General features: G+C 60.4%; 20 protein-coding genes. 11 read left to right on the top strand and 9 right to left on the bottom strand.

Annotation, left to right across the window (positions count from 1 at the left end; all coding sequences use genetic code 11):
• Positions 1-16 precede the first annotated feature (16 nt).
• Positions 17-3271, bottom strand: a complete 3255-nt coding sequence (carB, locus tag ACWNRM_RS01725) for a carbamoyl-phosphate synthase large subunit (protein WP_485169204.1) — start codon at positions 3269-3271, stop codon at positions 17-19.
• 3 nt (positions 3272-3274) lie between these two features.
• Positions 3275-4627, bottom strand: a complete 1353-nt coding sequence (gene carA, locus ACWNRM_RS01720) for a glutamine-hydrolyzing carbamoyl-phosphate synthase small subunit (protein ID WP_485169203.1) — start codon at positions 4625-4627, stop codon at positions 3275-3277.
• A 176-nt stretch (positions 4628-4803) separates the two neighbouring features.
• On the opposite strand from carA, the gene ACWNRM_RS01715 reads away from it, so the two are divergent.
• The 9 genes from ACWNRM_RS01715 (at position 4804) to ACWNRM_RS01675 (ending at position 15183) form a co-directional block, all read left to right on the top strand.
• Entirely contained in the window at positions 4804-5256 is a 453-nt protein-coding gene (locus ACWNRM_RS01715; protein WP_485169202.1) for a GatB/YqeY domain-containing protein, read from the top strand.
• Positions 5257-5270: 14 nt separating this feature from the next.
• Positions 5271-7082, top strand: coding sequence for a DNA primase (gene dnaG, locus ACWNRM_RS01710; RefSeq protein WP_485169201.1), 1812 nt, complete (start codon positions 5271-5273; stop codon positions 7080-7082).
• A 246-nt stretch (positions 7083-7328) separates the two neighbouring features.
• Complete coding sequence (gene rpoD / locus ACWNRM_RS01705) at positions 7329-9278, top strand: RNA polymerase sigma factor RpoD (RefSeq protein ID WP_485169200.1); 1950 nt, start codon at positions 7329-7331, stop codon at positions 9276-9278.
• A gap of 16 nt (positions 9279-9294) precedes the next feature.
• Positions 9295-9879: a GNAT family N-acetyltransferase gene (locus ACWNRM_RS01700; protein ID WP_485169199.1), complete on the top strand. Its 585-nt coding sequence runs from the start codon at positions 9295-9297 to the stop codon at positions 9877-9879.
• A 226-nt stretch (positions 9880-10105) separates the two neighbouring features.
• Positions 10106-10570, top strand: coding sequence for a 30S ribosomal protein S6 (gene rpsF, locus ACWNRM_RS01695; RefSeq protein ID WP_023977643.1), 465 nt, complete (start codon positions 10106-10108; stop codon positions 10568-10570).
• Between the two features lie 5 nt (positions 10571-10575).
• Entirely contained in the window at positions 10576-10857 is a 282-nt protein-coding gene (rpsR, locus tag ACWNRM_RS01690) for a 30S ribosomal protein S18 (protein ID WP_023977644.1), read from the top strand.
• 10 nt (positions 10858-10867) lie between these two features.
• A complete protein-coding gene (gene rplI / locus ACWNRM_RS01685) occupies positions 10868-11446 on the top strand; it encodes a 50S ribosomal protein L9 (protein WP_023977645.1) in 579 nt (192 codons plus the stop codon).
• A gap of 138 nt (positions 11447-11584) precedes the next feature.
• Positions 11585-12784 carry a class I SAM-dependent methyltransferase gene (locus tag ACWNRM_RS01680; RefSeq protein WP_485169198.1) on the top strand — a complete coding sequence of 400 codons (1200 nt, stop codon included), beginning with the start codon at positions 11585-11587 and terminating at the stop codon, positions 12782-12784.
• A gap of 134 nt (positions 12785-12918) precedes the next feature.
• Positions 12919-15183 (top strand): TonB-dependent receptor, encoded by a 2265-nt coding sequence (locus tag ACWNRM_RS01675; protein ID WP_485169197.1) that lies wholly within the window; start codon positions 12919-12921, stop codon positions 15181-15183.
• Positions 15184-15352: 169 nt separating this feature from the next.
• Here the strand turns inward: ACWNRM_RS01675 and ACWNRM_RS01670 are convergent, their stop codons facing one another.
• From ACWNRM_RS01670 to ACWNRM_RS01640, 7 genes are all read right to left on the bottom strand, one after another.
• Positions 15353-15559, bottom strand: a complete 207-nt coding sequence (locus tag ACWNRM_RS01670; RefSeq protein ID WP_023977648.1) for a cold-shock protein — start codon at positions 15557-15559, stop codon at positions 15353-15355.
• A 166-nt stretch (positions 15560-15725) separates the two neighbouring features.
• Entirely contained in the window at positions 15726-16544 is an 819-nt protein-coding gene (gene rsmA, locus ACWNRM_RS01665; protein WP_485169196.1) for a 16S rRNA (adenine(1518)-N(6)/adenine(1519)-N(6))-dimethyltransferase RsmA, read from the bottom strand.
• On the bottom strand, positions 16541-17998 hold the full coding sequence (locus ACWNRM_RS01660; RefSeq protein ID WP_485169312.1) for a peptidylprolyl isomerase: 1458 nt from the start codon (positions 17996-17998) through the stop codon (positions 16541-16543). Before ACWNRM_RS01660 ends, rsmA begins: the two co-directional genes overlap by 4 nt.
• An 82-nt stretch (positions 17999-18080) precedes the next feature.
• Positions 18081-20393 carry an LPS-assembly protein LptD gene (locus ACWNRM_RS01655; RefSeq protein ID WP_485169195.1) on the bottom strand — a complete coding sequence of 771 codons (2313 nt, stop codon included), beginning with the start codon at positions 20391-20393 and terminating at the stop codon, positions 18081-18083.
• Positions 20393-21544, bottom strand: coding sequence for an LPS export ABC transporter permease LptG (gene lptG / locus ACWNRM_RS01650; RefSeq protein WP_485169194.1), 1152 nt, complete (start codon positions 21542-21544; stop codon positions 20393-20395). Before lptG ends, ACWNRM_RS01655 begins: the two co-directional genes overlap by 1 nt.
• Positions 21534-22685 carry an LPS export ABC transporter permease LptF gene (gene lptF, locus ACWNRM_RS01645; protein ID WP_485169193.1) on the bottom strand — a complete coding sequence of 384 codons (1152 nt, stop codon included), beginning with the start codon at positions 22683-22685 and terminating at the stop codon, positions 21534-21536. Before lptF ends, lptG begins: the two co-directional genes overlap by 11 nt.
• A gap of 64 nt (positions 22686-22749) precedes the next feature.
• Positions 22750-23103 (bottom strand): hypothetical protein, encoded by a 354-nt coding sequence (locus ACWNRM_RS01640; RefSeq protein WP_485169192.1) that lies wholly within the window; start codon positions 23101-23103, stop codon positions 22750-22752.
• A 509-nt stretch (positions 23104-23612) separates the two neighbouring features.
• On the opposite strand from ACWNRM_RS01640, the gene ACWNRM_RS01635 reads away from it, so the two are divergent.
• Both ACWNRM_RS01635 and ACWNRM_RS01630 read left to right on the top strand, forming a co-directional pair.
• On the top strand, positions 23613-24782 hold the full coding sequence (locus tag ACWNRM_RS01635; RefSeq protein ID WP_485169191.1) for a DUF3142 domain-containing protein: 1170 nt from the start codon (positions 23613-23615) through the stop codon (positions 24780-24782).
• Complete coding sequence (locus ACWNRM_RS01630; protein WP_485169190.1) at positions 24748-26916, top strand: tetratricopeptide repeat protein; 2169 nt, start codon at positions 24748-24750, stop codon at positions 26914-26916. Before ACWNRM_RS01635 ends, ACWNRM_RS01630 begins: the two co-directional genes overlap by 35 nt.
• Positions 26917-26956 lie beyond the last annotated feature (40 nt).

Below are 26956 nucleotides of genomic sequence, written 5' to 3'. Positions count from 1 at the left end.
ACAAAGCCTCGTGGTTTCAGAAAGCGCGCTTGAAGTAGGATTGAAGGGGCGCCACGTCCAGCCCGCCATCCTTGATGGCCGAAATGGCATAGATCGCCGCACGCGCCCCGGCGAGGGTGGTGAAATGCGGCACACCGCCAAGCAGCGAGGAGCGACGGATATCGAAGCTGTCGCGCACGGCCTGGGCGCCCTGCGCCGTGTTGATGACCAGCTGCACGTCACCCGAGCGGATGGCGTCCACGCAGTTCGGGCGGCCTTCCAGCACCTTGTTCACGCGTTTGACGGGAATACCGGCCTCTTCAAGGCGGGCTGCCGTGCCGCGTGTGGCGAGAATGCTGAAACCCATTTCGATCAGCTTGCGTCCAAGGGCCTGAACCTGCGTCTTGTGACCATCGCGCACCGACAGAAGCACCGCACCCGACTGGGGCAGAACCACACCGGCGCCAAGCTGCGACTTCGCAAACGCGCGCTCGAAACTGCTGTCAAGACCGATAACCTCACCCGTGGAGCGCATTTCCGGACCAAGAATGGTGTCGGTATCGGCAAAGCGATGGAACGGGAAGACAGCTTCCTTGACAGCCACGTGCGGAGAGATGGCGTCGCCATCGAGCTTGAAGCTCGAGAGTTTGGCCCCTGCCATCACGCAGGCCCCGATCTTGGCCACCGGCACGCCGGTCGCCTTGGCAACGAAGGGCACCGTACGCGAGGCGCGAGGGTTCACCTCGAGCACGAAGACTTCCTGATCCTTGATGGCGTATTGCACGTTCATCAGGCCCACAATGCCAAGCTCCCGGGCCATGGCTTCGGTCTGGGCTTTCAGTTCGGTCACGATAGCCGGTGAGAGGGTGTAAGGCGGCAGTGAGCAGGCAGAGTCACCGGAATGGATCCCGGCTTCCTCGATATGCTCCATCACGCCTGCAACATAGACATCCTGACCGTCGCAGATGCAGTCCACATCGGCTTCGATGGCGTCGTTCAGATAGCGATCGAGCAGGATCGGGCCATTGGCGACTTCGGCACCCGCCAGAAGAAGGGTGGAGCGCAGGTAACGTTGCAGCCCTGCCGGGTCGTAAACGATCTCCATCGCGCGGCCGCCGAGCACATAGGACGGACGAACGACCACGGGGTAGCCAACCTTTTCAGCCACGGCCTCGGCCTCACCCGGGGTGCGGGCAATGCCGTTCTCGGGCTGGCGCAGGCCAAGCTTGCGCAGCAGGGCCTGGAAGCGCTCGCGGTCTTCCGCACGGTCAATGGCGTCAGCCGGGGTGCCGAGCAGCGGAATGCCGGCGGCTTCCAGCGCACGGGACAGCTTCAGCGGGGTCTGGCCACCATATTGCACGATGCAGCCGAGAATCTCGCCACCAGCCTGCTCGGTGCGGATGAGAGAGATCACATCCTCATCGGTCAGCGGCTCGAAATAGAGACGATCGGAAGTGTCGTAATCGGTCGAGACGGTCTCGGGGTTGCAGTTGACCATGATGGTCTCGAACCCGGCCTCACGCAGCGCATAGGCGGCATGAACGCAGCAATAATCGAATTCGATACCCTGACCGATACGGTTGGGACCACCACCGAGGATGACGATCTTCTTGCGGTCCGTCGGACGGCTTTCGCATTCCGGCACACCGAACCCGCCTTCATAGGTCGAGTAGAGGTAAGGCGTGTCAGAAGCGAACTCGCCCGCGCAGGTATCGATGCGCTTATAGGCGGGCGTCACAGCGAGCTTGAGGCGGAATGTCGTCACTTCCTCGACGCTCTGTCCCGTCAGGCGGGCAAGCTGGCGGTCGGAGAAGCCCTGCGCCTTGATGCGGCGCAGATTGCGGGCATCCTGCGGCAGGCCATTGGCGGCAATCTCGTTTTCCGACACCACGATGTCGTGGAGCTGGCGCAGGAACCACGGCTCGAAACGGCAGGCGGCGTTGATGTCCTCAAGCGAAAGTCCGGCGCGCATGGCCTGTGCGGCCATGAGAATACGTTCGGGGCGCGGCTCGGAAAGCGCAGCGCGATAGGCATCGAGCGAGCCATCGCCCGGCGCTTCGACAGGATCGAGGCCCGTCAGCCCGGTTTCCATCGAGCGCAGACCCTTCTGCAGGGCCTCGGCGAAGGAACGGCCAACCGACATGGCTTCACCCACCGACTTCATTGAGGTCGAGAGCAGGGCGGGGGCACCAGGGAATTTCTCGAAGGTGAAGCGCGGGATCTTCACGACAACGTAGTCGATGGTCGGCTCGAAGCTGGCAGGCGTCGTGCCGGTAATGTCGTTGGCGAGTTCGTCCAGCGTGTAGCCCACGGCCAGCTTGGCCGCGATTTTGGCGATGGGGAAACCCGTCGCCTTGGAGGCCAGCGCCGAGGAGCGTGACACGCGCGGATTCATCTCGATGACGACAATACGGCCATCATCGGGATTGATGCCGAACTGCACGTTCGACCCGCCGGTTTCGACACCGATCTTGCGCAGACAGGCGATCGAGATGTCGCGGAGCTTCTGATACTCCTTGTCGGTCAGGGTCAGGGCCGGGGCAACGGTGATGGAGTCACCGGTATGCACGCCCATCGGGTCGATGTTTTCGATGGAGCAGACGATGATGCAGTTATCCGCCTTGTCGCGGACGACCTCCATCTCGAATTCCTTCCAGCCCAGCACTGATTCCTCGATCAGAACCTCGGTGGTGGGGGAGGCATCGAGACCGCCAGCGACGATCTGGTCGAACTCCTCACGGTTATAGGCAATACCGCCACCGGCGCCGCCCATGGTGAAGGAAGGGCGGATAATGGCGGGCAGACCCACTGCTTCCAGCGCCGCGCGGGCTTCTTCAAGCGTGTGGGCGATGGTGCTGCGCGGGGATTCCACGCCGATTTCGTCCATGGCCTCGCGGAATTTCTGACGGTCTTCCGCACGGTCGATGACTTCGGCATTGGCGCCGATCAGTTCGACATTATGCTTCTTCAGGAAGCCCGACTTGTCGAGCGCCATGGCGGCGTTCAGAGCCGTCTGACCGCCCATTGTCGGCAGAACCGCGTCGGGCTTTTCCTTGAGAATGATGCGCTCGACGAATTCCGGGGTGATCGGCTCGACATAGGTGGCATCGGCCAGACCCGGATCGGTCATGATGGTGGCCGGGTTGGAGTTGATGAGGATGACGCGATAGCCTTCCTCCTTCAGCGCCTTGCAGGCCTGCGTGCCGGAGTAATCGAATTCACAGGCCTGACCGATCACGATAGGGCCAGCGCCGATGATGAGGATCGACGAGATATCTGTACGTTTCGGCATGGATCAGGCTGCCTTCTTGTCCATGAGCGCGACGAAACGCTCGAAGAGATAGAATGAATCCGACGGGCCGGGGCTGGCCTCGGGGTGATACTGCACCGAGAAGGCATCGAGCTTCGTGCTGCGGATACCTTCATTCGAGCCGTCGAACAGGCTGGTATGGGTGATGATCACGTCATCAGGCAGGGATTTGTCATCCACCGCAAAGCCGTGATTCTGGCTCGTGATCTCTACGCGGCCCGAGGCGAGGTCCTTGACCGGCTGGTTTGCGCCACGATGACCGCGCTCCAGCTTGAACGTCTTCGCTCCAAGTGCTTGCGCCAGAAGCTGGTGACCGAGGCAGATGCCAAAGACCGGGATATTGGCATCCAGCACGCCCTTGATGGCGGGCACCGCATAAACGCCGGTTGCCGCCGGGTCGCCAGGGCCGTTGGAGAGAAACACGCCCTCAGGATTGTGGCGCAGGATTTCCTCGGCCGTTGCCGTGGCGGGCACCACGGTCACGTCGCAGCCTGCGGTCACGAGGCAGCGCAGGATGTTGCGCTTGGCGCCGTAATCGACTGCCACCACGCGGCGACGCGTGCTGCGCTCTGCTGCGGGCTTCTGCCAGACGCCGAGTTCCCAGCAGTAGCTCTGGGTGCAGGTCACGCCCTTGGCCAGATCCATGCCTTCAAGGCCGGGCCAGGAGACAGCCTGGGCGCGCAGGGCGGCGAGGTCGAACTGGCCATTCTTCGGGAAGGCGAGCACGGCAGTCTGCGGGCCGCCATCGCGCAGGCGGCGGGTGATCAGGCGCGTGTCGATGCCGGCAATGCCAGGCAGGTTTTGGCCGATCATCCACTGCGCGAGCTTCTGGGTCGAGCGCCAGTTGGCAGGCAGGGTGACGTCTTCCTTCACCACCACGCCTCGTGCGGCCACGCGCTGGGCCTCGTCATCCTCGGCGTTCGTGCCGACATTGCCGATATGGGGGAAGGTGAAGGTCACGATCTGACCGGCGAAGGACGGGTCGGTGAGCGTTTCCTGATAGCCGGTCATGCCGGTATTGAAGCAGAGCTCGCCAATGGCTGCGCCATCCGTATGGGCGCCAAAGCCGACACCCCACAAAACGGTGCCATCAGCAAGAACGAGGGCGGCATTCGCGCCGTCAGGGCAGGTCTCTGTCATTGTCGGGGTTTCCTCCTGAGGCGTCTGCGGGTCGAGGTCTGAAAGGGAAATGCCGGGCAGGCGCAGCAATGCGGCCCAGTGTTTGCCGGGAATCGCGCGAGACTGGCGCCATTTGCGAATGGCCTCGGTGCCGACGCCGGTCAGGCCTGCCAGCGCCTCGGCGCCACCGGCCTTCTCGATGATCTCTTCGATATCCATACCGTTTCCTCCCGTCCTCGGTTTTGTCCGGGACGCTCGCGTGGTAGGAACGTGATAAGCCTTCGGCGCAGGAATGGGAAGTTTTTTCCCAACCTCGTGAATTCGCTGCGCGGTGGGAAAAAATTTCCCTACCTCATGGCGCGAGGCAATGATCAAGGGTCAAGGAAGGAAACACAATGTCCCTGAGAGAGCAGATCTCGGCCGATCTCAAAACCGCCATGAAGGCCAAGGAGATGGATCGCGTGGCCCGGATTCGTGGCATCACGGCCCGTATAAAGGATCTGGATGTTGCAGCACGTGCCAACGGCAAGGAAGTCGGTGATGAGGACATCCTCCCGATGCTGCGCAGCATGATCAAGTCGCGCACCGAATCCGCCACGATGTATCGCGAAGGCGGTCGTCCCGAACTGGCGGAAAAGGAAGAAGCCGAAATCGAGACGATCAAGACCTATCTCCCGCCCGAGATGGACGAGGCAACGCTCAATGCCGAGATCGATGCGGCGATTGCCGAGGCTGGCGCGACCAGCATGAAGGAGATGGGCAAGGTCATGGGCGTGCTCAAGGCCAAGTTTGGCAGCGCCCTTGATATGGGTCGCGTCAATCCTGTCGTCAAAGCCCGTCTGTCCTGAAGGTAGGCTGAACGATGGCGTTCGATCCCGGTTTCCTGGACGAGCTGCGTGCCCGCACCCCGATTGCAGCGGTGATCGGGCGCCGCACCAAGCTCAGCCGTTCAGGCCGCAACTGGAAGGCGTGCTGCCCCTTCCATGGGGAAAAAACGCCATCCTTCTATGTCTATGACGATCACTTCCATTGCTTTGGCTGCGGCGTCCATGGCGATGTGATCTCCTTCGTCATGCAAAGCGAGGGACGCAGCTTTCCGGAGGCTGTCGAGCAACTGGCGAATGAAGCCGGGCTCGACATGCCCCGGCAGGACCCACGGCAGGAGGCCCGATCGCGCGAGGCGCGATCTCTCGGCGATGTGCTCGAGGCCGTGCAGAGCGTCTATCGCCAGGCCCTCTATGCGCCTGAAGGGCGTCAGGCGCTGTCCTATCTCAGGCGACGAGGCCTGACTGAGGCAACGATTGAGCGCTTCGGCCTTGGCTGGGCGGGCGAGGGGCGCGGGGCGCTGCTTCAGGCGTTGCGCGGGCAGGATATCACGGCCGAACAGCTTCTTCAGGCCGGGCTGATGCGTGTGGATGAGCATGGCGCGCCACGAGGGGAGCTGTTTTTTTCTCGTGTCATGTTCCCTATCCGCGACCGGCGAGGTCGACTGATCTCATTCGGTGGACGCACCCTTGGCGACGCCCAGCCGAAATATGTGAATGGTCCCGAGACGGCGTTGTTCTCGAAGCGCCGCGCGCTTTACAATCTCGATCAGGCCCGCAATGCCTTGCGCGACCCGGCGCAGAAGCTGGTTGTGGCTGAAGGCTATATGGATGTGATTGCACTTGCCCAAGCCGGGTTTGAGGCGGCGGTTGCGCCGCTCGGTACGGCAATGGGTGTTGAACAACTCGAGCTTCTGTGGCGCGAGGCCTCGCATCCCATCCTGTGTCTCGATGGCGATGCTGCCGGGGCGCGGGCGGCGCTTCGTGTGGCTGAGTTGGCCCTGCCCCTTCTCACGCCGGAACGCAGCCTGCAATTCTGCCGCCTTGATGCCAAGGATGACCCTGACAGCCTGATCAGGCGCGATGGCCCTCAGGCCATGCGTCAGGTGCTCGATGGGGCAACCTCTCTGGCGGACGAACTGTTCCAGCTCATGCAGGCCGGTGTGAAGCAGGATGTGCCCGAGCAGCGTGCAGCGTTGAAAAAGCGGCTGGAGGCCGCTGCGGCTCTGGTGGCGGACAGGGACCTTGCCGCTGAGTACCGGCGTGCCCTGATGGAGCGGTTTTTCGCATCGTCACGTCGGGGCAAGGGGCGGGGTGGGCCCTCACGGCCTGATTCCGGCAAGAGCCCGGTGCGCACTATTGCCGTGGGGGACGGGGCTGGAGAGCGTCTGCGGGTACTCACGATTCTGGTGCTGCGTCACCCGTCCATTCTGTCGCAGATCGAGGATCCTTATGGCCGCCTCGATCTGCCCCATCCGCTTGATGAGATACGCGACACGATTCTCGACTGGTTTGCCGAAATCGGTTCGCCGGACCTCCTGACAGAACAGAATGCCCTTGCGGCGCTCGATTATGAGGGGCTGGGCGATGAGGCCCGGCAACTGATTGCGCGGGGTGTCGTGCCTTCCGCGCAAGCCGAGACGGGCGGACTTTTCAATCAGGCCCCGCTTCAGCAATGGTGGCATTTCTTCGCGCTGGTCAATTTCCCTGCCTTCATGCGCGAGGTTGAGCAGGACATGCAGGCGGCGCTGGCTAATCCCGCCCTGGAAGGGCTGCCTGAAGCGTTGATGGTGCGATTGCGCACTCTTGAGCGCCTGCGCCGCGGCGAAGAGGGCGATGACGCAGATTGACGATGCAGGTTTCGTAACGCGAAAAGAGCGCCCCCGGCCCTTGACTTCGTGGCCCGTATCGCCCACCTGCACGATGCCGAAATTGCTGGCGCTCGCGCTGGTGGATCGCAAATGAAAGACAGGTCAGCCTCAGGCTGACGGGTGGGGCGGCGTTCTGTGTTTGCAGAGCGCTGGCCAAGCACGTTTCTTTCATGGCTGGTTTTTAGCGTGGCGTTCGATAGGGCGTGCGGGAGCAGGGAGTAGGGTATGGCGACGAAAGCAGCCACGGGAACGGAGCGGAACGCGCAGGACCAGGACGGCGATACCAATGTCCTCGACACGCAGTCCGGTGCGGTCAAGCGGCTCATCGCCAAGGGACGTGAACGCGGTCACATCACGTTTGACGAGCTGAACGCTGTCCTGCCGCAGGATCAGATGTCCTCCGAGCAGATCGAGGACATCATGGCGATCTTCTCCGAAATGGGGATTCAGGTCGTCGAAAATGAGGAAAACGAAGAGTCTGACGAAGCCGAGGAGAAATCCGAGGAAAAGGAAGAGGCTGAGGAATCCGAAGAATCTCCCACTGGTAATGTGAGCGAAAGCGCCGGTCGTACGGATGACCCGGTGCGTATGTACCTGCGCGAGATGGGCTCGGTCGAGCTGCTGTCGCGCGAAGGTGAAATCGCCATTGCCAAGCGGATCGAGGCGGGCCGCGATGAGATGATCGGCGGGCTGTGCGAGAGCCCGCTGACCTTCCGCGCCATCATCTCCTGGCACGACAAGCTCAAGGAAGGCGAGATGTTGCTGCGCGACATCGTCGATCTTGAAGCGATGCAGGGTGGCCCCTCTGAAGAGGAAGCTGCCGAGAGCGAGAACGCCGAGGAGAACGAGGACAATCTCGACGAGGAGCCCGCAAACGAGGAAGGTGGCGACCCGGAAAGCTCCGGCCTGTCGCTCTCTGCCCTTGAAGAGAAGCTCAAGCCCGAGATCCTCGCGCATTTCGAGGCCATCGAGCCGCTCTATGACACATTGCGCGCGCTCCAGGTGGGGCGCATCGAGACACTGACCAGCGGCTCTGAGACCACGGGCTCGTCCGAGCAGAAATACGAGACACTTCGTATGGAGCTCGTGAAGATGGTCGAACAGGTCCATCTGCACAACAATCGCATTGAGGAGCTGGTGACCCAGCTCAAGGTTCAGTTCCAGCGCCTCAACAACCTTGAAGGCCGTATGCTGCGTATGGCTGAGGGTTGCCGCGTCTCGCGTGATGACTTCCTGCAGAAATATCGCGGCTACGAACTCGACCCCAACTGGCTGGCCTCCGTTTCGGCGCTGCCCGGCAAGTCGTGGAAGAACTTCACCACGCGCTATGCCGAGCAGATTATCGATCTGCGCAATCAGGTGGCCGATCTTGCGCATAGCACAGGTCTGCCGGTTGGTGAGTTCCGTCGTGTCTATGCCGTGGTGTCGCGTGGTGAGCGTGACACGACCCGCGCCAAGAAGGAAATGATCGAGGCCAATTTGCGCCTCGTGATCTCAATTGCCAAAAAATACACCAATCGTGGCCTGCAATTCCTGGATTTGATTCAGGAGGGCAATATTGGCCTCATGAAGGCGGTGGATAAATTCGAGTACCGCCGCGGGTACAAGTTCTCGACCTATGCAACCTGGTGGATCCGTCAGGCCATTACGCGTTCGATCGCCGATCAGGCCCGCACCATTCGTATTCCGGTGCACATGATCGAGACGATCAACAAGCTCGTGCGTACTTCGCGCCAGATGCTCCATGAGATTGGACGTGAGCCCGCGCCCGAGGAACTTGCCGAGAAGCTGGGTATGCCGCTTGAGAAAGTGCGCAAGGTGCTCAAGATCGCCAAGGAGCCGATCTCTCTCGAAACGCCAATCGGTGACGAGGAAGACAGCCACCTGGGTGATTTCATCGAGGACAAGACGGCTATCATTCCGCTGGATGCCGCGATCCAGACCAATCTGCGCGAGGCGACCACGCGTGTTCTGGCTTCACTCACCCCGCGTGAGGAGCGTGTGCTGCGTATGCGCTTCGGCATCGGTATGAATACCGATCACACGCTGGAAGAGGTGGGTCAGCAGTTCAACGTGACCCGCGAGCGTATCCGTCAGATCGAGGCAAAGGCACTGCGCAAACTCAAGCACCCGAGCCGCAGCCGCAAGCTGCGCTCCTTCCTCGACGATAACTGATCGGGGGGAACGGCTCATGGAGCCTTGGCTTGAGACGATTCCGGAGCGTCCCACGACCGAAGTCACGGTCGAGGTGACGTTCCTCGAACGTCTCAGGCCACCACCTTCGGTCCATATCGGCTGGCCCGAAGGCTATCATATCGAGCGCTGGCATCCGGATGTGGATGATTATCTGGCCCTCTACCGTCTGATCGGTGCTCCACATTGCTGGTGGATGCGCTACATGATGCCTGCTGATACCCTTCATCGCATCATCGCTTCACGCCGTACGGAAATCTGGCGTCTGATGGGGCCGCAGGGCGTGGCCGGTTTTTTCGAGCTTGATATGCACAAGCCGGAAACCCCTTATCTGTCCTATCTCGGCCTCGTGCCGGGCGCGCAGGGCAAGGGGCTTGGCCGCAAATTGCTGGCGGCTGCCATCTCTCATGGCTGGCGCAAGGTCACGCGGGTCATGCGGGTCAATACCTGCACGGCCGATCACCCCAATGCGCTCCCCACCTACAAGGCTGCGGGCTTCGTGCCGATCATGGTCGAGGAAGAGCATTGGGCGGTGCCCGACGATCTTGGCCTCACCCTGCCGGCCCATCTGCTCCGCCCCTGAGCGCACCCATCGCTTGGACAAATAGGCGGGAAAGCAGGCTGTCGCTCGCATGGAAGCATTACGAGGCAGGAAAACTCTTGCCCCCGTAGGGACGTATGTGCTTTATGCCGCCTTTCCCTGCCGGACGAAGGCATCGTCCCGGCTATACCCGAGCCTTGTGGAAGAGGCGCTGATCCGACCGGTCCCGGTCGGGTGGTTGGGTTGAAGCAATCCGAAGGGAGCTCATATGCCGTTGTACGAAAGCGTGCTCATCGCACGTAATGACATCTCGCAGGCGCAGGTCGAAACCCTCGTCGAGCAGATCGAAACCCTCCTCACCCAGGATGGCGGTTCCATCGAGAAGCGCGAATTCTGGGGTCTGCGTTCGCTCGCATACCGCATCAAGAAGAACCGCAAGGGCCACTACGTCCTTCTCGGCCTGAATGCCCGTCCGGACCAGATCCGCGAGCTGGAGCGTCAGCTGAGCCTGAACGAAGACGTTCTGCGCGTTCTCACGCTGCGCGTTGAGGAAATCACCCAGGACCCGTCTCCGATCCTGTCCCGCAAGGGCGATGATCGTGGCGATCGCGGCAATTTCCGTGGTGGCAACTCCAAGCCTGCTGGTCGTTTCGACAGCGGCCGTGGCGGCCGTCGTGGCGACGATCGTGAAGAATACCGCGCCCGTGAGGGTGCCGAGATGGATGCGGAGTAATCGCGATGTCTGACGAGAACACCAACGAAATCAACCCGGCCGCCCGTCGCATTGCCGTCGGCGCCCGTCGTCCGTTCTATCGCCGCCGCAAGTCCTGCCCGTTCTCCGGTCCCAACGCGCCGAAGATCGACTACAAGGACGTGCGTCTGCTGAGCCGCTTCCTCTCCGAGCGCGGCAAGATCGTTCCGAGCCGCATCACGGCGGTTTCGGCCAAGAAGCAGCGTGAGCTGGCGCAGGCGATCAAGCGCGCCCGCTTCCTTGCCCTGCTCCCCTACGTGATGAACTGAGGAGACAGGCATGTCACAGACTGAAGTCATCCTGCTGCAGCGCGTTGAGCATCTGGGCCAGATGGGCGATATCGTCCGCGTGAAGCCCGGCTATGCCCGTAACTTCCTGCTGCCCCAGGGCAAGGCGCTCCGCGCCAACGCCCAGAACCGCCAGCGTTTCGAGACCGAGCGCGCACAGCTTGAGGCTCAGAACCTCAAGCGTCGTGAAGAGGCCGAGCGTCTTGCCGAGCGTATGCACGGCCTGAGCGTTGTCATCATCCGTCAGGCTGGTGACAGCGGCAGCCTGTACGGCTCCGTGACGACGCGCGACATTGCGATTGCTGTGACGGCTGCTGGCCTGAGCGTCAGCCGCAACCAGGTTGTCCTTGCCGAGCCGATCAAGCTGCTGGGTCTGGTCGAGGCACGCGTTGCCCTCCACCCGGAAGTGTCGATCCCGGTTACGGTCAACGTGGCCCGTTCGGAAGAAGAAGCCGAGCGTCAGGCACGTGGCGAAGCCATCGTCGCTGAAGAGGACGAATACGTTCTCGAAACCGAAGTCGAGGGTGAAGACGCCGCGGCTGAAGGTGAAGTCGAAGGCGCTGCTGTCTGAAAAGACGCATCGCTTAGCGATTGAATGCAAAACCCGGCTGCCTCAGGCAGTCGGGTTTTGTGTTATTGGGGCCAGTTGACGATCTCAGGTTTTCCTCGTTCAATTACTTGCATTGATGTGAGAAGAGCGGGATTGACCATGATATTTCTGCTGGACCGTGTTCTGAAGCGCTTTATCAGTGCCGGAGCACTCGACGTCATCCTGCCCAGTGGTGAAAAACGCCGCTACAAGGGAACGCGTCCCGGTCCGAGCGCAGCCATTCATGTCAAGACAGACAAGGCGCTGAGAGCGCTGCTTCTGAATTCCGGGCTCGCCTTCGGTGAGGGCTGGATGGATGGCGACATCGTCTCCGTGGACTGCTCGCTTGAGGATGTGCTGAGCGTTCTGATGCTCAACATCCACGACAGTCACCATCTGCTCAATCGGGTCGAGGAAAAGGCCCGTTTCGTCACTCGGTTTCTTCGGCAATGGAACGGGCAGAGGCGCTCACGTCGCAACGTTGCTCATCACTATGATCTGAACGGAAAACTCTACGATCTCTTCCTCGATGAAGACCGTCAGTATTCATGCGCCTATTTCGCATCTGACGACATGACACTGGAAGAGGCGCAGCTCGCCAAGAAGCATCATATAGCTGCCAAGCTGCAACTCGACCGGCCAGGCCTTGATGTGCTCGACATCGGTTGCGGCTGGGGAGGCATGGCCCTGACGCTGGCGCGTGACTACGGCGCCAAGGTGACAGGCATCACGCTCTCGCAGGAGCAGCTTCAGGTTGCCCGCGAGCGTGCCCGTACGGCGGGGCTTGAGGGGCTGGTAACCTTCAAGCTTATGGATTACCGCAAGCTCGACAGGCAGTATGACCGTATCGTTTCGGTCGGCATGTTCGAACATGTCGGCATAGGTCATTACGACACCTATTTCCGTACCCTGCGCAAGGCGCTTCGGCCTGACGGTGTGGCGCTCGTCCACTCGATCGGACGCATGGATGAGCCGGGTTCCACCAACCCCTGGATCGACAAATATATCTTCCCCGGTGGGTATTCCCCAGCTTTGAGCGAAGTGTTTCCCGCAATCGAGCGGGCCGGCCTCTGGGTGACAGATTGCGAGATCCTGCGCTTGCACTACGCGAAAACGATCCGGCTTTGGCGTGAGCGTTTTGCGGCCAATCGTGAGAAGATCAAGGCGCTTTATGACGAGCGCTTCTGCCGTATGTTCGAGTTCTACCTCGTTGGGGCCGAACTGTCTTTCCGGCTACAGGGCCACATGAACTTTCAGCTTCAGCTGACCGCCGATATCGACGCTGTTCCATTGACTCGTGACTATATGGCCGGACGCTGAAACAGATCTTGCGCGGCGCGGCTGGCCTCTGGTCAGCCTACTGACGTGTCAGCTCATACTTTGTTAAGAAAATAGGCTCTCGAAACCGTGACTCACGGTTTCGTTACGTAACGCTTTGTGCCAACGATTGGCGAATGAGAAACATTCGCAACCCATATAGTGGGGTGAGCCTGTCTGGCCCCGGAATCGTCCTCATTGCGGCACTTGGCATGGCCTTGCCGCCTGATGCCTTGGCGGAGGGCAAACCCGGCGACAATGCTGTTGGCCCCGGGCGGACAGGGGATGATATCGCCACGCGTGGCGCACCGAAGCGCCATATCACCCGCCCGCACCGAGAAGGACAGGGAGGCGAGACGAGCGCGCGGCACCATCGGAACCATGAGGTGCTGACCGTAATGGGGGCACGTGGTGGTTATGCCGCTGCCGAAAGCGCTATGGGGGACAAGCGCGCCACCCCGTTTCTGCAACAGACGCAGACCACCAATGTCGTCACCCATCAGACGCTCGTGGATTTCTCGCCGCAGACCATGGAAGACATGGCGAAATACGTGCCCGGCATGGCAATCGGGAACAATTTCGGCGGCACACAGGATGCCCTCATCAAGCGTGGCTTTGGGGCCATTGATGATGGGTCCATCCTGCGCGACGGGGTGAGGATGCCCATTGGACGCAATTATCAGGGTGATACTGCCGAGCGCGTCGAGATCCTCAAAGGGCCAGCCTCACTGTTCTACGGCATGCAGGAGCCAGGCGGTGTGATCAATGTCATCACCAAGGCGCCCGATTTCCGGCACTGGGGAGCAGCTTTGGGGACCCAGTGGAGCTCTCTGGGAGGTGGAAATGGTCATGTCGATGTCACCGGGCCGCTCGGAAAGACGCTGGCTTTCCGTCTGATTGGCAGTTACCGCAACGAGAATTACTGGCGTAATTTTGGCGCCAACAAGCAGATCCTGGTGGCACCGACACTCAGCTGGCATCACGAACGCTGGGATGGTGCATTGTCTTATGAATATGTCGATTACGACAACGTGCTGGATCGCGGCGCCGTTTTTGTCGGGAATAATCCGGTTTCCGGTCCTCAGAGGCGTCTCGATGAACCCTGGACCGCGTCTTTTGGTGCCCGTCATCTCATTGCCAGTCATCTCGGCTACCGGATCGGGATGCATGACAGGCTCAGGCTGTCTGGTGGCTATAACCGCGACGATTATCATGACAGACAGGCCGATCCTTCGAGCTACTCGGCGCGCACCGGCATTCTGCTACGTCGCTATCGTGCCAATGGTGGGACAATCCGTGCCAATGGCAGTGTCGCCCTCGACTATCTGGGCGATCACGATCTGTGGGGGATGCGTCACGAAATCACGGCGGGTATCGACTACGAAAACCGGAATCAGAATCAGGGGGTGTTCTATCAGTCAGCCAATCAGGGTGGCTTTACCCCGGCCAATCCGGTCTATGGGGGACTGGCACCCGTCGGGCGCCCCAATCCGGCGAACAGCAATCTACAGCAGAACATCAATTCGGCATCTGGCTATCTCAAGGACAATATCCACCTGACAAGCAGCCTGATTGCAAGCGGCGGCGTGCGCTATCAGTGGTTTGGTTTGCGCTATGGCAGTGGAATTCCCTTCATCCGGACGACCGACGCGTCCTACACAAAGCCGTTGCCATTTGCTGCGCTGGTCTGGCAGCCATTCAGGAGCGTTTCGTTCTATGGCGATTATTCGCAATCCTTCGGCGCAAATCAGCTCTCCGCCGGCAGCGTGCTGCAGGGAGGCTACAAGCCCACGACGGGTCGGGAATTTGAAGTCGGGGCACGTTATGCGCATGGCGGCCTGACAGCCGATCTCGCCCTTTATCATATCCGCAAGAAAAACGTTCTCCAGACTGCAGGGCAGGATCGTGATGGCAATATCGTACAGCGTCTTACCGGTCTGGCCGGGTCCAAAGGTCTGGAGGCAAGTGTAACAGGGGCCTTGTCTGCCCATTGGAGCGCTGTGCTTGCCTATGCGTGGACCGATGCCCGGACGCTGCGTGATACGCCTGCCACCGAGGGGCGCCAGTTGATTGGCGTGCCGAAAAACAGCGGGAGCCTGTTCCTGACGTGGAATGGTGTCTTGCCGTGGCACGCCGTGTCGATGCGTGCAGGTGGCGGTGTCCATCTTGTGGGGACGCGCTCGGCAGCGCTTGACAACAGCTTCCAGGTGCCCGGTTACGGCACGGTTGATGCCTTTGCATCATGGACGGTGACGCAGCTGTTCGCGCGGCAGATCAACCTGCAACTCAATGCGGTCAACCTGCTCAACCAGGGTTATATCATCGCTCCGACAGGGTCTGTTTACCGCAATAGCTGGGGGCAGGGGCGCAGCTTCGCTGTCGCGACATCGATTGCATTCTGAGGGGGAAGCGGGGGCTCGAAGGCCACCCAAGGGGGAGGAAATGGTCCTCCCCGTGCAGAGACAGGGCAGATCCGGCGAGACGTGAACGGTCACCAAAGAAGGCTCTTGCAAGCCCGACTGGATCTGTTCGCTTTCCTCGACCGGAATCCGGCACCTGTAACGGCTGGATTCAGCTGAGCTTGAGCGCTACTGCCGAGGTCTTGCCGTTGCGTCCGACTTCGGTCTCGTAGGAGAGCGCCTGGCCGTCGTTGAGGGAGGAGAGGTTGGCCTTCTCAACGGCAGAAATGTGCACGAACACATCGTCGCCACCGGCATCCGGCTTGATGAAGCCATAGCCCTTTGTTGAGTTGAACCACTTGACGGTGCCTGTTGCCATAGCAAGGCTCCTTGATAGTATAGCGGCCACGCAGAAGAATTATGCGTGCAAACATGCTCTCGTGGATCTGTTTCGGGCGCCACATGCACCCGCATTCCCGGCCAAAAGCACCCGCGTGTACTCTGTATGGGCGTTCGCTCAGCCTAGTGCAAGCACTGAGCGCGGCTCAGCCCTCTTTGCAGACCAATTTTGCAAGCGTGGCAAACTCATCGATCGACAGTGTCTCGGCCCGCCTCGTCGCGATGATTCCTGCCTTTTCAAGCAGGGCCTCGCCGCCGATGGGACGCAGCGAGGCACGAAGCATCTTTCTTCTCTGCCCGAAGGCGAGATGCGTCACATGCTCCATCGCCTTGAAAAGTGAGGCTGAAGGCTGGATGGGCTTCGGGACGATATCGACCACAGCCGATTCTACCTTGGGCGGGGGCGAGAAGGCACCCGCAGGGACTTTCATGACGACATTGCAGGTTGCGCACCACTGCGCCAGCACACCCAGACGGCCATAGGCACTGGTATCGGGCGCGGCGCAGATACGCTCAGCCACCTCAAGCTGAAACATGAGCGTCATGCGCTCCCAGGACGCTGCCTGACGCAACCAGGCGACCAGAAGAGGCGTGCCGACATTATAGGGCAGGTTGGCGACAATCTTGCGTGGGGCCGGGCAGAGTGTGGCACAGTCCAGTGATGTGGCATCGGCCTTGATCAGATGTAGCCTGCCTTGCGCGTGGGCGACGAGTTCATCCAGCAGGGGCCAGGCACGCTGATCGATCTCCACAGCATGCACCGCATCGGCTTTCGTATCCAGCAGGGCGCGCGTCAGGCCGCCGGGACCGGGGCCAATCTCGACCACTTGCCGTCCAGCCATGTCGCCAGCCAGTGCGGCGATCCGGGCAACGATTCCCGGATCGAGAAGGAAGTGCTGGCCAAAGGATTTTTTCGCATCCAGACCATGAATCCGGATTGCGTCACGCAGGGATGGAAGGGTCATCCCTGGTCCGACACTGGCTTGCCGTGGGGCTTGTCGCCCTTTGTCGCACCGCCTTGCCCCGCCCCCTGATGGGCAGGCTTGGCGGGGGCCTCATCATCGACAGCAGCGTTATCGCTTGCCTTGGCCGAAGCGGTCTTGTCGTCCTTGCGCATCTCGATGACGGAGCGACGCTCCAGATCACGCTCCAGCTGGCGCGAGGCCTGCTCGACACGCTCATTCATCAGGCTGTCGGCAATTTCGCTCGGGCTCTGCTGGGCAATATTCTTTTGTCCCTTGGAGCAGACAGTCAGAAGAGCAATACCATCGGACGACACCAACGGGCGGCTTGACTGCCCGATAGGCAGATCGGCCAGAACCTGACGCATCTGCGGATTCAGACGCTCAAGGACAAGTTGACCGCCGGGGTCGGACGGATGCTTCTCACCAAGAGAGCGATTGAGCGCTTCCATTGCGTCACAGCCATGAACCGACTGAGCTGCAGAGGTGGCTTTCTGCAGGGTCAGCTTCTGCTGATCTGTCGGCGCCTGGGGATTAAGTGGCGAGGAGAACGGGAAGAAGGCCTGACGTACCGAGACCATCGTGACGTTCTGATGGCCGATGGTGCGTTTGCCGTTCACTGTCACGATGACATAGCCGCCTGCCACCTTGATCGGGTTTGAAATGGCGCCGCTTGGCATCTGGCGCACGATCTCGACCACTGGCGGATCAAGACTGTCCTCCTGAACCCAGCCCATCGTTCCGCCATCAAGCGCGGTCTGGGCCTGCGAAAACTGTGCAGCCACGATGGGGAAGGGGGCGCCGTTACGCAGCTGCGTGATGATGGTCTTGGTGAATTCCAGTTCTGTTTCAGAGTGGCGCGGATCAGCCACCGGGATGAAGATCTCGCTCACATTGTATTGCGGGCGGCCTTCCTCGGCGCGGAGCGCTTCCTCACGCTGGGCGATCTCCCGCGCGGTGATGCGACCACGTCCCGAAATTTCCTCACGCAGCACCTGCATCCAGCCAATCTGCACACGGATCTGGTCGATCAGGGTGGTGAGCGACACCCCGTCCTGCGCCAGTCGGTCACGCAGGGCATTCTTGGGCATGCCATTGCGGGATTCGATGTTGTTGATGGCCTGGGCAATCTGCTGCGGCTCGACATTGATATGACGCTTCAGGATTTCCTGTGTCTTGATGCGCTCATCGACCAGTTGGCGGATGATCTGCGGACGCAGGCGCTGCATCAGATCGGCGCTGATATTGAGACCGGTCGATAACGCAAAGAGTTTGCCACGGTTATCAACATCACGCTCGGTCAGAACCTGGCCGTTGATCGTGCCGAGAATGGCATCTTCCGGCGGGTTTGCTGCTGGGGCAACGCTGCCGTGTCCTGGATGGGCGTGGGACGGGTGATGCGCGGTGGCTGCCTGTGCTGTCAGTACCGGCAGGACAAGGTAGGTGGCAAAACCCATGAGTGTTGCATGCAGGGGCCTGACATGGCCGGATGGCGGGGCAGCCCGGAGGAAGGGGGCGGTAAGGGTCATTGCGCGTCCGTCAGCCATTGATTCCGAAGGTACCGATTGTTTTGAAGGTGAGATTGAACAGCACCGTCGTATTACGCTGCTGGCCACCGATCGAGGTATATTGCTTGATCGCAAGGATGTCCAAGCCGAAGCAGTCGTTCGAATAGCCGATATCGCCACCCAGGCTGACAAACTCATGACGCGAGAGCGACCGGCGGCCATAGACCGAAGCATGATACTGCTTGTAGGACGTCGAGACGCCAGCGGTCACTTCATTTGTCGGCGTGTAGTAAACCTGCGTTGGCCCGTTCAGGCGATAGTTCGTTGCGTAGAAGTAATAGGGTGTGACGGGCTCATAGATATAACCGGCATTCACATGGAATACGGGCACACCGACACTGACCAGTCCTTCACCATAATCGAATTTCTTGCGCCAGGGATCGTAACGACCGCGCGCTGTCAGATCGAGATAACGGTTCGGACTGACACGGACGCGCGCAACAGGCGATGAGAGATGATGTGAGAGACCCGAATAGGGGATACGATTCTGCGTAACATGCTGCTGGATGCTTTCACCCACCAGAAAATCGACCACGTGACCGCGCCATGTCCAGTTGCCATGCACGCCGATATTGCCGCGCAGCCCGCCATCAAGGCGGTCCGTGCCGGTATAGCGGTTGAGTGAGAACAGCGTACTGTCGGTAAATTCGTATTGCAGCGAATCCTCATTTGGGATCATGCGCGTGGCACTATTACCCATATTCGGTGCAGCAATGGCCTGCACGATGGGTTCGAGCACCTGAGAGCCATGACCATGCGCAAAGCTGCGCATGAACGGCCAATTCATTTTCAAGGCAACTGTTGGCAGGACCCAGCCGGTCGTGTGCGTGCCGGTATCGGTATAGTAGGTTGGCTGCTCTGTCAGATGGCTCGCCTGATAGACCGTGGCATCGAGACGTGCCGTCAGCAGCCAGATCTGGCCCAGGACATTGTGGAACGGGCGGTTCCAGTTCATCTGGATCTGCCCGCGCTGGTCGCGTGTGCCTTCAGGACGATAGACGTTGAAGTCGTTCGTGCTGAGCGAGAACGTGCCACCCAGCGGATCCGTCTCACCCTGAAACGCATAGGTAAAGCGCGGCAGTACGAAAGGCAGATTCGAGTTGCGAATAACGCCCTGGTTCAGACCCTGATAGAATTGCCCATCCAGACGCGTATAGGAGCCCACGCCAAAACCGTCGATATAGGCGGTCGATTGCAGCGTTTCATTGCCATAGCCGGTGATGCGGTAGTCACGCATATAGTTGGCTGATGAGGCAAGGTTCACATTGGCACCAGCGCGCCAGTGATCGTTGAGGTCGAAAACGGCGCCGCCGCGCACATAGCCCTGGATACCGTTGTCGTTGGTGCCACTGACCGTATTACCGAAGGTGTTGACGTAGCTGCCCTCCTTGTGGGTGCTGTACGCGACGCCGCCGGTGAAGTTGATCTTGCCGAAATTGAGCTGGTTTCGATACTGCCCGCTGATCTGCGGTCCGGTGCGGGTCGAGACAAGCCCCTGAACAGTCAGATCCTGCTGGTCATCGATGGCCCAGAAATAAGGGATGGTGAAATAGGTGCCGAGATAGCGGTCATGCGGGTTGATACCCGGGATCAGAAAGCCGCTCTGGCGCTTGACACTGGGGTCCGTCATCGAGAACAGCGGCAGGTAGATGATCGGTAGTCCGAACATGTCAAGATAGGCGTGGCTGAACTCGATGCGCTTGTGTTCGGCATCCTGTGTCGCGTTATAGGCGCGCAGCTGCCAGAAAGGTGGCCGTGAGGGATCCTTGGCGCAGATCTGGCAGGCTGTATAAACAGCCTTGGCCATGTCGTTGATCTTGCCGTTGGTGCGCCTCATGCCGTTCGCGGCAAGCTTCGCATTGTCTTCCATGCGCAGGAAGATGCCGCGTGCAATGCCATCGTGCATGCCGTTACTGAGCTCGACATAGTCCGCAAAGCTGGTGCTGCCATCGGGTTCGACCATGGCAACATGACCTGTGGCCGTCAGAACACCCGTGTTGCGATCAAAGACAATCTTGTCGGCACGCAGCGCATGCTCGCCTTGCCAGACCTGTACATTGCCGGTCCAGGTTGCCACGCCGCTGCGTGTATAGCTCTCGTTATCAGCCAGGTAAGTGACTGGGTCGGATTGCGAGGAGGGTTTTCCTACGGCGACCTTGGGCCCTGTCTGGCGCTGCATGGTCGCATCTGCCTCGGGAATCGAGCCGAATGTCGCCGTGCCCGCCAGCATGGAGGCAGCAAGCCAGGACCTGCGCCTGTGATGCGCAACGCGCCGTTTCGACATCAACCATCCTCCAGATGCAGAAGCAAGGCTACCGCCAAGCAAAGACCCGCGCCAGTCGGTGCCCATGCCGCCATGACAGGCGGCAATGCACCGGATTCACCAAATTGCGCCGCCACCTTCGAGATGGTGAAAAGCGCGAAGCCCGCAGCGATTCCCGAGCCCAGCATCCGGGCGACGCCGCCGCGTCGCGTGGGACGCATCGAGAAACCGGCAGAGACCAGTGCCATCGTACCGCACAGGATCGGAAGAGCTAACAGAGTCTGGAAGTGCAGTCGATGCCGGATGGAGGAAAAACCCGAGCGTTCGAGAAGATGGATGAAACCTGGCAGTGTCCAGACTGACAGCGTGTCAGGCGAGGCAAAGCTCTGTTCCACACGTCTCAACGAGAGATTGGTGGGCAGCAGATAATCGCCAATATGTATGGGCAGGTGGTTTGGCCTGACGGTGGCGGCATTTTCGAGTTTCCACGCGCCCTCTACCAGCTCGCCGCGGGGTGCTTCGATGCGGACTACCAGCTGGTCACGCGCGTCCAGACGAAAGATGCTGATGTCGTTGATCGTCAGCTTGCGGTCGTGCAGAAAAACATGCCGGGCGTGCAGAATGGCCACGCCCTGACCGCCCTGCTCGTCATCCAGCTGCCGCAACCACAGGGCGCCTCCGTTGAGTGAAAGCGGGCCACCGCCCGTCTTGAGATAGGCCTCATCCAGTAATTCCGCCTTTCGGAACATGGAGGAGGAGAGTGGCGAGAGGGCCATGGTGCCAAAGGCACCGAGCAGGATGGCGCAGGCCAGGGGGGCTGCCAGAAACTGCCAGGCTGAAATACCGGCCGCGCGTGCGACGATCAGTTCGGATGAACGGGTCAGACGCCAGAAGCACACAATGCCGCCCAGCAGGATACCGAAGGGCATGATCATGATCATGAAATACGGCACATGCAGGCCTGCAATCTCAGTCACCAGGCTGGTCGGCACGTCAGGCTTGGTTGCGACACGGCGCAGCAGATCGATGAAGTCGAACAGGGAGACGAGCCCTGTGAGCGCTGCAATCATTGCGAGAGAAAAAAGCGTGAAGATACGCGAGATATAGACCGAAAGCGTGACAGACACGCCGGCCGATGTGCCCCGGAACAGGGCCAGGGTATTACGCGCCATGAGTGGTTTTCCGGCCTGAGTTCAGCCCTCTGGGCAGGAACAGCCAGGCGGCACAACCGAGCGCAGGCAAGATCGCCACGCCCCATAGCAGCGGAACGAGCCCAAGGTTTCGTCCGGCCAGGTTTTGCAGCATGAGTGACATGGCCATCAGCCCCACGACAGAGAGGATGGCGGCCAGTGGGCGTTTGATGTTGCCGTGGCGTGAAAAAGCACCGCTCAGTACGGCAACAAGTGCGATCATGCTGAATGACAGGGTGGTCAGCGGTGAAGTCAGACGCCTCCACCCTTCCACGGCAAATTTGCCCCAGTCGCGCTGCGAGACATAGCGCGGGTCAGGATGGAACAGCTCGGCAAGAGACATCTCAGAGGCATCACGTACTTCAGTATCGGCCTGTTTGCTGCTGGAAAGATCGATCGAATTACGGTCAAAAGTCAGAACGTTAAGGCGGCCGGTATGGTGATCAATTTCCTGACGTGAGCCATTGAACAACACGACACGCGGCTGGTTGTCGACCACGACCATCGTTCCGCGTTCGGCAATGATTGTGGCACGGGCCTCGGGCTGCCGGTCATCCTCAACGAACACACCATGCATCTCGCCATCGCGGTCACGCTTGCGCACATAGACGGTCATGTCCTTGGAAAGCTGCGCAAAGACACCGTCCTGCAGCAGAAAGGCAGCCATTCGATTGCGGATCTCGAATTCGTAGCGTCGGAACGCATGGTAGGAGACGGGCACGAGCCATAAATTGAGAATATAGCCGATAACGGTCGTGATCAGGGCACAGGCCATTGCCGGTCGAGCCAGCTGGAAGGGTGAGAGACCCGCTGCCTGCATGACGTTGAGCTCTCGATCTCCAGACATACGCTGATAACCGAAGAGAATCACGAGGAAGGTCGTGATCGGCAGGATGACGGCCAGGAAGGAGGGAATCATCAGCGATGTGAGCTGGATGAATACCCTGAGCGAGAGGCCGCGATCCACTACCAGTGACACGAAACGCAGTGACTGCATCAGCCAGATCAACGCAATGGCGCCGCTGGTAATGCCTACCAGGCCGAGAAAAAGCTGACGCAGGATGTAGCGTTCGCGCAGGAGCAGAAGAGAACGATGTTTGGGGCGTGAAGCCGTAGCAGACATGAGTATTGCCCTTAGCGCTTCGCCGGACGTGCCGAAAGCTGCATCTTGTTACGGATTTTCCGGATCAGCGCGGATCGCGTAACCAGCGATCGCCTGTATGACGACTATGCGCCACAAAAAAACCCGCCAGCAGGCCGGCGACGGCAAACGCAACAGTCCAGCCTGAAGGGCGTATCAGCAGCAGTGACAGGGCCGGCGCTGCTACCAGGCCGATCAGCGTGCTGAGGACAGTTTCACGACGGGTTGGCCCGAAATGACGTTCGGCACGGCAAGTAGGGCATTGTTCATCCGTACGCTGCATCTTGCCACGGCATACCGGGCACAGAACGATCGCTTCCTGCGCCGGGGGACGCGGCACAGGAAGATAGTTGCCGGTGATGACCGAGCGTTGTCGGGGCAGGGGGGAGAGACGTGCCATGATGTGCACATGCCGCGAAGCGTGGGGCGAGTGCAACATGAAAAGCGGGCCAGCCGACCGGCAGGGGTTAAGAGGTGGCACCCCGTACAAGCAACCCAGCCCTGCTGGTGCGCGCCGACCGTCGATCCGTCAGCCGTCGATATGATAGTCACGACGGCGCAGGCGTTTGTCTCACGCATGATGTAGTTCAGTGCCCCACGCCACGATACGCCACGCCACATCCCGGCAGGCACACAACTGGAGGCGTTCTGCAATGGTCGGGGTGCCCTAGGACAGAGCGCAGCAGAGCAAGGCAGAGAGCTGGCAACGCGAAGCAGCCAGTCTTGGCAGAAGACATGCCACCCGGATAAGTTGTGGCAGCAAATCTCAGGGCAGGCCCCTGGCAGGGATCTGTGTCGGAATGCCCGCATCAGAGTGCAGAAGGTGGAGCGATCTTGATACGGCGTCATGCTCTCGCGGGGATCCTCTTCCTTCTGGCGGCGACAGTTTGTGTCACCGGAGTCTTCACCATGCGATCCGACAGGCGCCCGGCAGTCGAGCTGTCGTCGGATGCCTATATCTGGCAGCGCCAATGGCGGGAGGATCTGACCCAGTCCATCGTGCAGGCTGCGCCCTCTATCCAGACCTGGCACATTCTCGCCGCCGAATTCGACCAGACCGGCCAGTGGCATGACACGGCGTTGCTCAACCCAAGACAGGTTCTGGCGTCGCATCACGTTATTGCCGTGTTTCGCCTCAGTGGCCGAATACTGGTGCTCGATCCAGCTCAGACAGGCGACCATATCAAGCAGGTGCTTGCCCGATGGCAATCGCTTGGCCTTACGCCGGAAGGGATCGAGATCGATCATGACTGCCCCACCGCCCGACTTGCCGATTATGACTCATGGCTTGATGCACTTCATCGCAGGCTGCCAGGGCGCTACCGTCTGACGATTACAGCCTTGCCGAGCTGGATCGGCGCACCGGCGCTCGGTTCAGTCCTGTCCCATGTCGAGGGCGTCGTGCTGCAGCTTCACGCCGTCAGCAACCCGGCAGGCGGGCTGTTCAGGGCTCATGAGGCCCAGCGCGACGCGGCAAGCTTTGGCAGGATTTCGCCCGTTCCGTGGCGGATTGCGCTGCCGAGCTACGGTACGAAAATCATCTGGGGCGAGGCGGGGCAGCCGGTCGCGGTTGAAAGCGAGATGGCACGCGGCCTTGCCAGAGGGGCGGGGCAGGAACTGACCGTTGCTCCGGAGGAGGTTGCGCGGTTCATGAAGCGTATCGAACACGCCCCGCCAGCCGGTCTGGTTGGATGGATCTGGTTCCGCCTGCCGGTTGCCGGTGACCGACGCGCCTGGAGCCTGCCTGCGTGGCTGACGCTGGTCAGGCACGAGCCATTGCGCCGGGCGCTCTCGCTTGGCCTGAACCCGCAAGGGACAGCTTTGTATCATATCGTGTTGAGAAATGACGGCACGATTGACGCCAAGCTGCCGCTCATTATCCATGCTGACAAGGACTGCGCCGGTATGGGGGCGCAAGGGCCTTATCGTCTTGATTACGACCAGACTGGCCCGGTTCTTGTCAGAACGGGTGAGGCGCTTCTGCCGGTCGGGCAGGAAATTGTTGCGGGCTGGCTGACCTGCCAGAAAAAGAAAGATCAGATCAATGTCTCAGCGCAGGACGTTACCCGACGCTTCTGAAGACCGTGCACCCCGCCGAAAGCGACTGACAGCAAGGCAGGGCGCCTTGCTCGGCGTGATGATTCTGGTGCCTGCGAGCCTTGTCGGGGTCATGGCGTGCGGTCCGTTCTTCCCCGAGCCGTTGCTGAATGACCGTGCACACACGCTAGAGAAATTACCTGCTTTTTCGTTCTCCTATGCAATCAGACATCTTTATCCCGGACAGAAGGTAACGCCAGAGCCGTCGCGAGGGTCAGGCGCTGTGTCGCCCTCGGATGAGGATCATCCAACAGAAGCCCGGGCGCGTGATTTTTATCAAAGCGGCGCGCAGGCCTATCGCGACCCCAATAGCGCCGATCATGGGATTGACGCATTCAAGGCGGTTCTCGCGCTTCCAGACACAAGCAACGCTCATGAGAAAGTCATGGCGGCCTTCATGTTGGGGAAGGCGTATAGTGCTTCGGCTTTCGCGTCAGGGAATGATCCGGAGCATGACCTGACTGAAGCCGCCCGGGCCTTTGCCCAGACGCGGTCGCTGGTCGAGGCAGGCGCATATGATCCTGACGCCCTGGCCAAGGCCTCATGGGGTGAAGAGGCGAAGCTCTATCTGCGCGGTGCCAATGGTCTGTGTGGTTGGCGCGAAATGGAAAACCGTGCCCCGTGCACGAGCAGCCTGAGGAAGGATCTGATTGGCAAGGCGCTCCTTCTTTATGTGCATCAGGTCGAATCCGGATCCTACGCCGGTGAGGACTCCCTGCGTTACGTCCTGGCCTGGGTCTCGCAATATCCCGATCTGGTGAGAGGGCTCGCCGCTGATCCGCTGTCACGCAAGCTGCTCAGCGCCTATGCGCTGTCTTTCGACTATGACAATGACCTCGCCCATTCAGCCTTGAAAAATCTCGCGACTGCCGTGCATGAGCAGGGCGTCAAACCGGATGACGGAACCGATGTGCTGGCGGCCGCGGCCTATCGTCAGGGTCAGTTCGATCTGGCGCGGGATTTCGCTAAACAGAATCCGTCCCCTCTGGCTGCCTGGGTGCGCGCCAAGCTGGCTGTCCGTGCCAATGACACAAAAGCCGCAACGCTTGCTTATGCCGAAGCGACCAAAGGATTCCCAACATTATCGCCTGCGCAAGACCCTGCCATTGCCGTGCGTATGCAGGGCGAGCAGGGCGTGCTGGCGCTATCGCGTGGCGAATATGTGCAGGCGCTTCTCTGGCTTTATAAAGCCGCGCAGCAGGCCGGACCGGGCAGCGATGTCGGGATCGATGCCGCCTATGTCGCTGAGCGTGTTCTGAGCGTCGATGAACTCAGGCAGTTTGTGGATGCCAACGTGCCCCCAACGCCGGCCGACGCATCCGGTGCCAGACCATCCAGGGTGCAGAATGGCCAGACCGAACCTGCGGGTGAGCCGCCCGTAGAGACGATGCCGGATGTCATGCGTTCGCTCCTCGTGAGACGCCTGATTCGCGAAAACCACTTTGCAGAAGCCCTGAATTATACGGATCACGACCACATTGCGGGGTTCGCGCTCGAGAGCGCGGAAGGCCAGCCGCTTAATCTGACCTATGATCAACTGATCAAGACCTATGCGAAGGCGCTTTCGGATGCAAAATCGCGCTGGACCCGGGCAGGTCGCGCTGAGGCCTGGTTTCTGGCGGCACGGATCTCGAAGCTCTATGGCATGGAGCTGACCGGCACGGAGCTGGGGCCAGATTATCATATCTGGGGCGGGACTTATGGCTGGGGTGCCAACATCGATCCTCGCTCGGTGCAAGGTCCAGCAGCCCAGAAGCCGCCTGCCTCAAGAACCTTCGTCACGGCGCAGGAAATCGCCCGTTTCGACAGCAGCGCAGTCAAGCCCGATGTGCGCTATCATTATCGCTGGCTTGCCGTCAGCTATGCATCCCATGCGGCTGACCTCCTTCCCCCACGTTCGCAGGCTTTCGCGGCTGTGCTCTGCCAGGCAGCAGGCTGGCAGACCGATCAGACCCAAGCGCTTTACCGGCGATATGTGCGCGAAGGAGCCCTCGTCGATTTTGCCCCGAAATTCGGCAATAGCTGCACGGTCAGGCCCGCTTTTGAGCAGACCCGTTTTTACGGGCTGCGTAGAACCTGGCAGCGCGTTCGGGCGGCGATTGCACGTCGGCTCTGAGGCGCGCTGCATTCGGGCAGGGAGTGTGGCGACAGGTCTT

Source organism: Asaia sp. A2 (assembly GCF_057319415.1).
The sequence above is the reverse complement of the archived record's forward strand: the minus strand, read 5'-3'. Positions and strand labels throughout refer to the sequence as shown.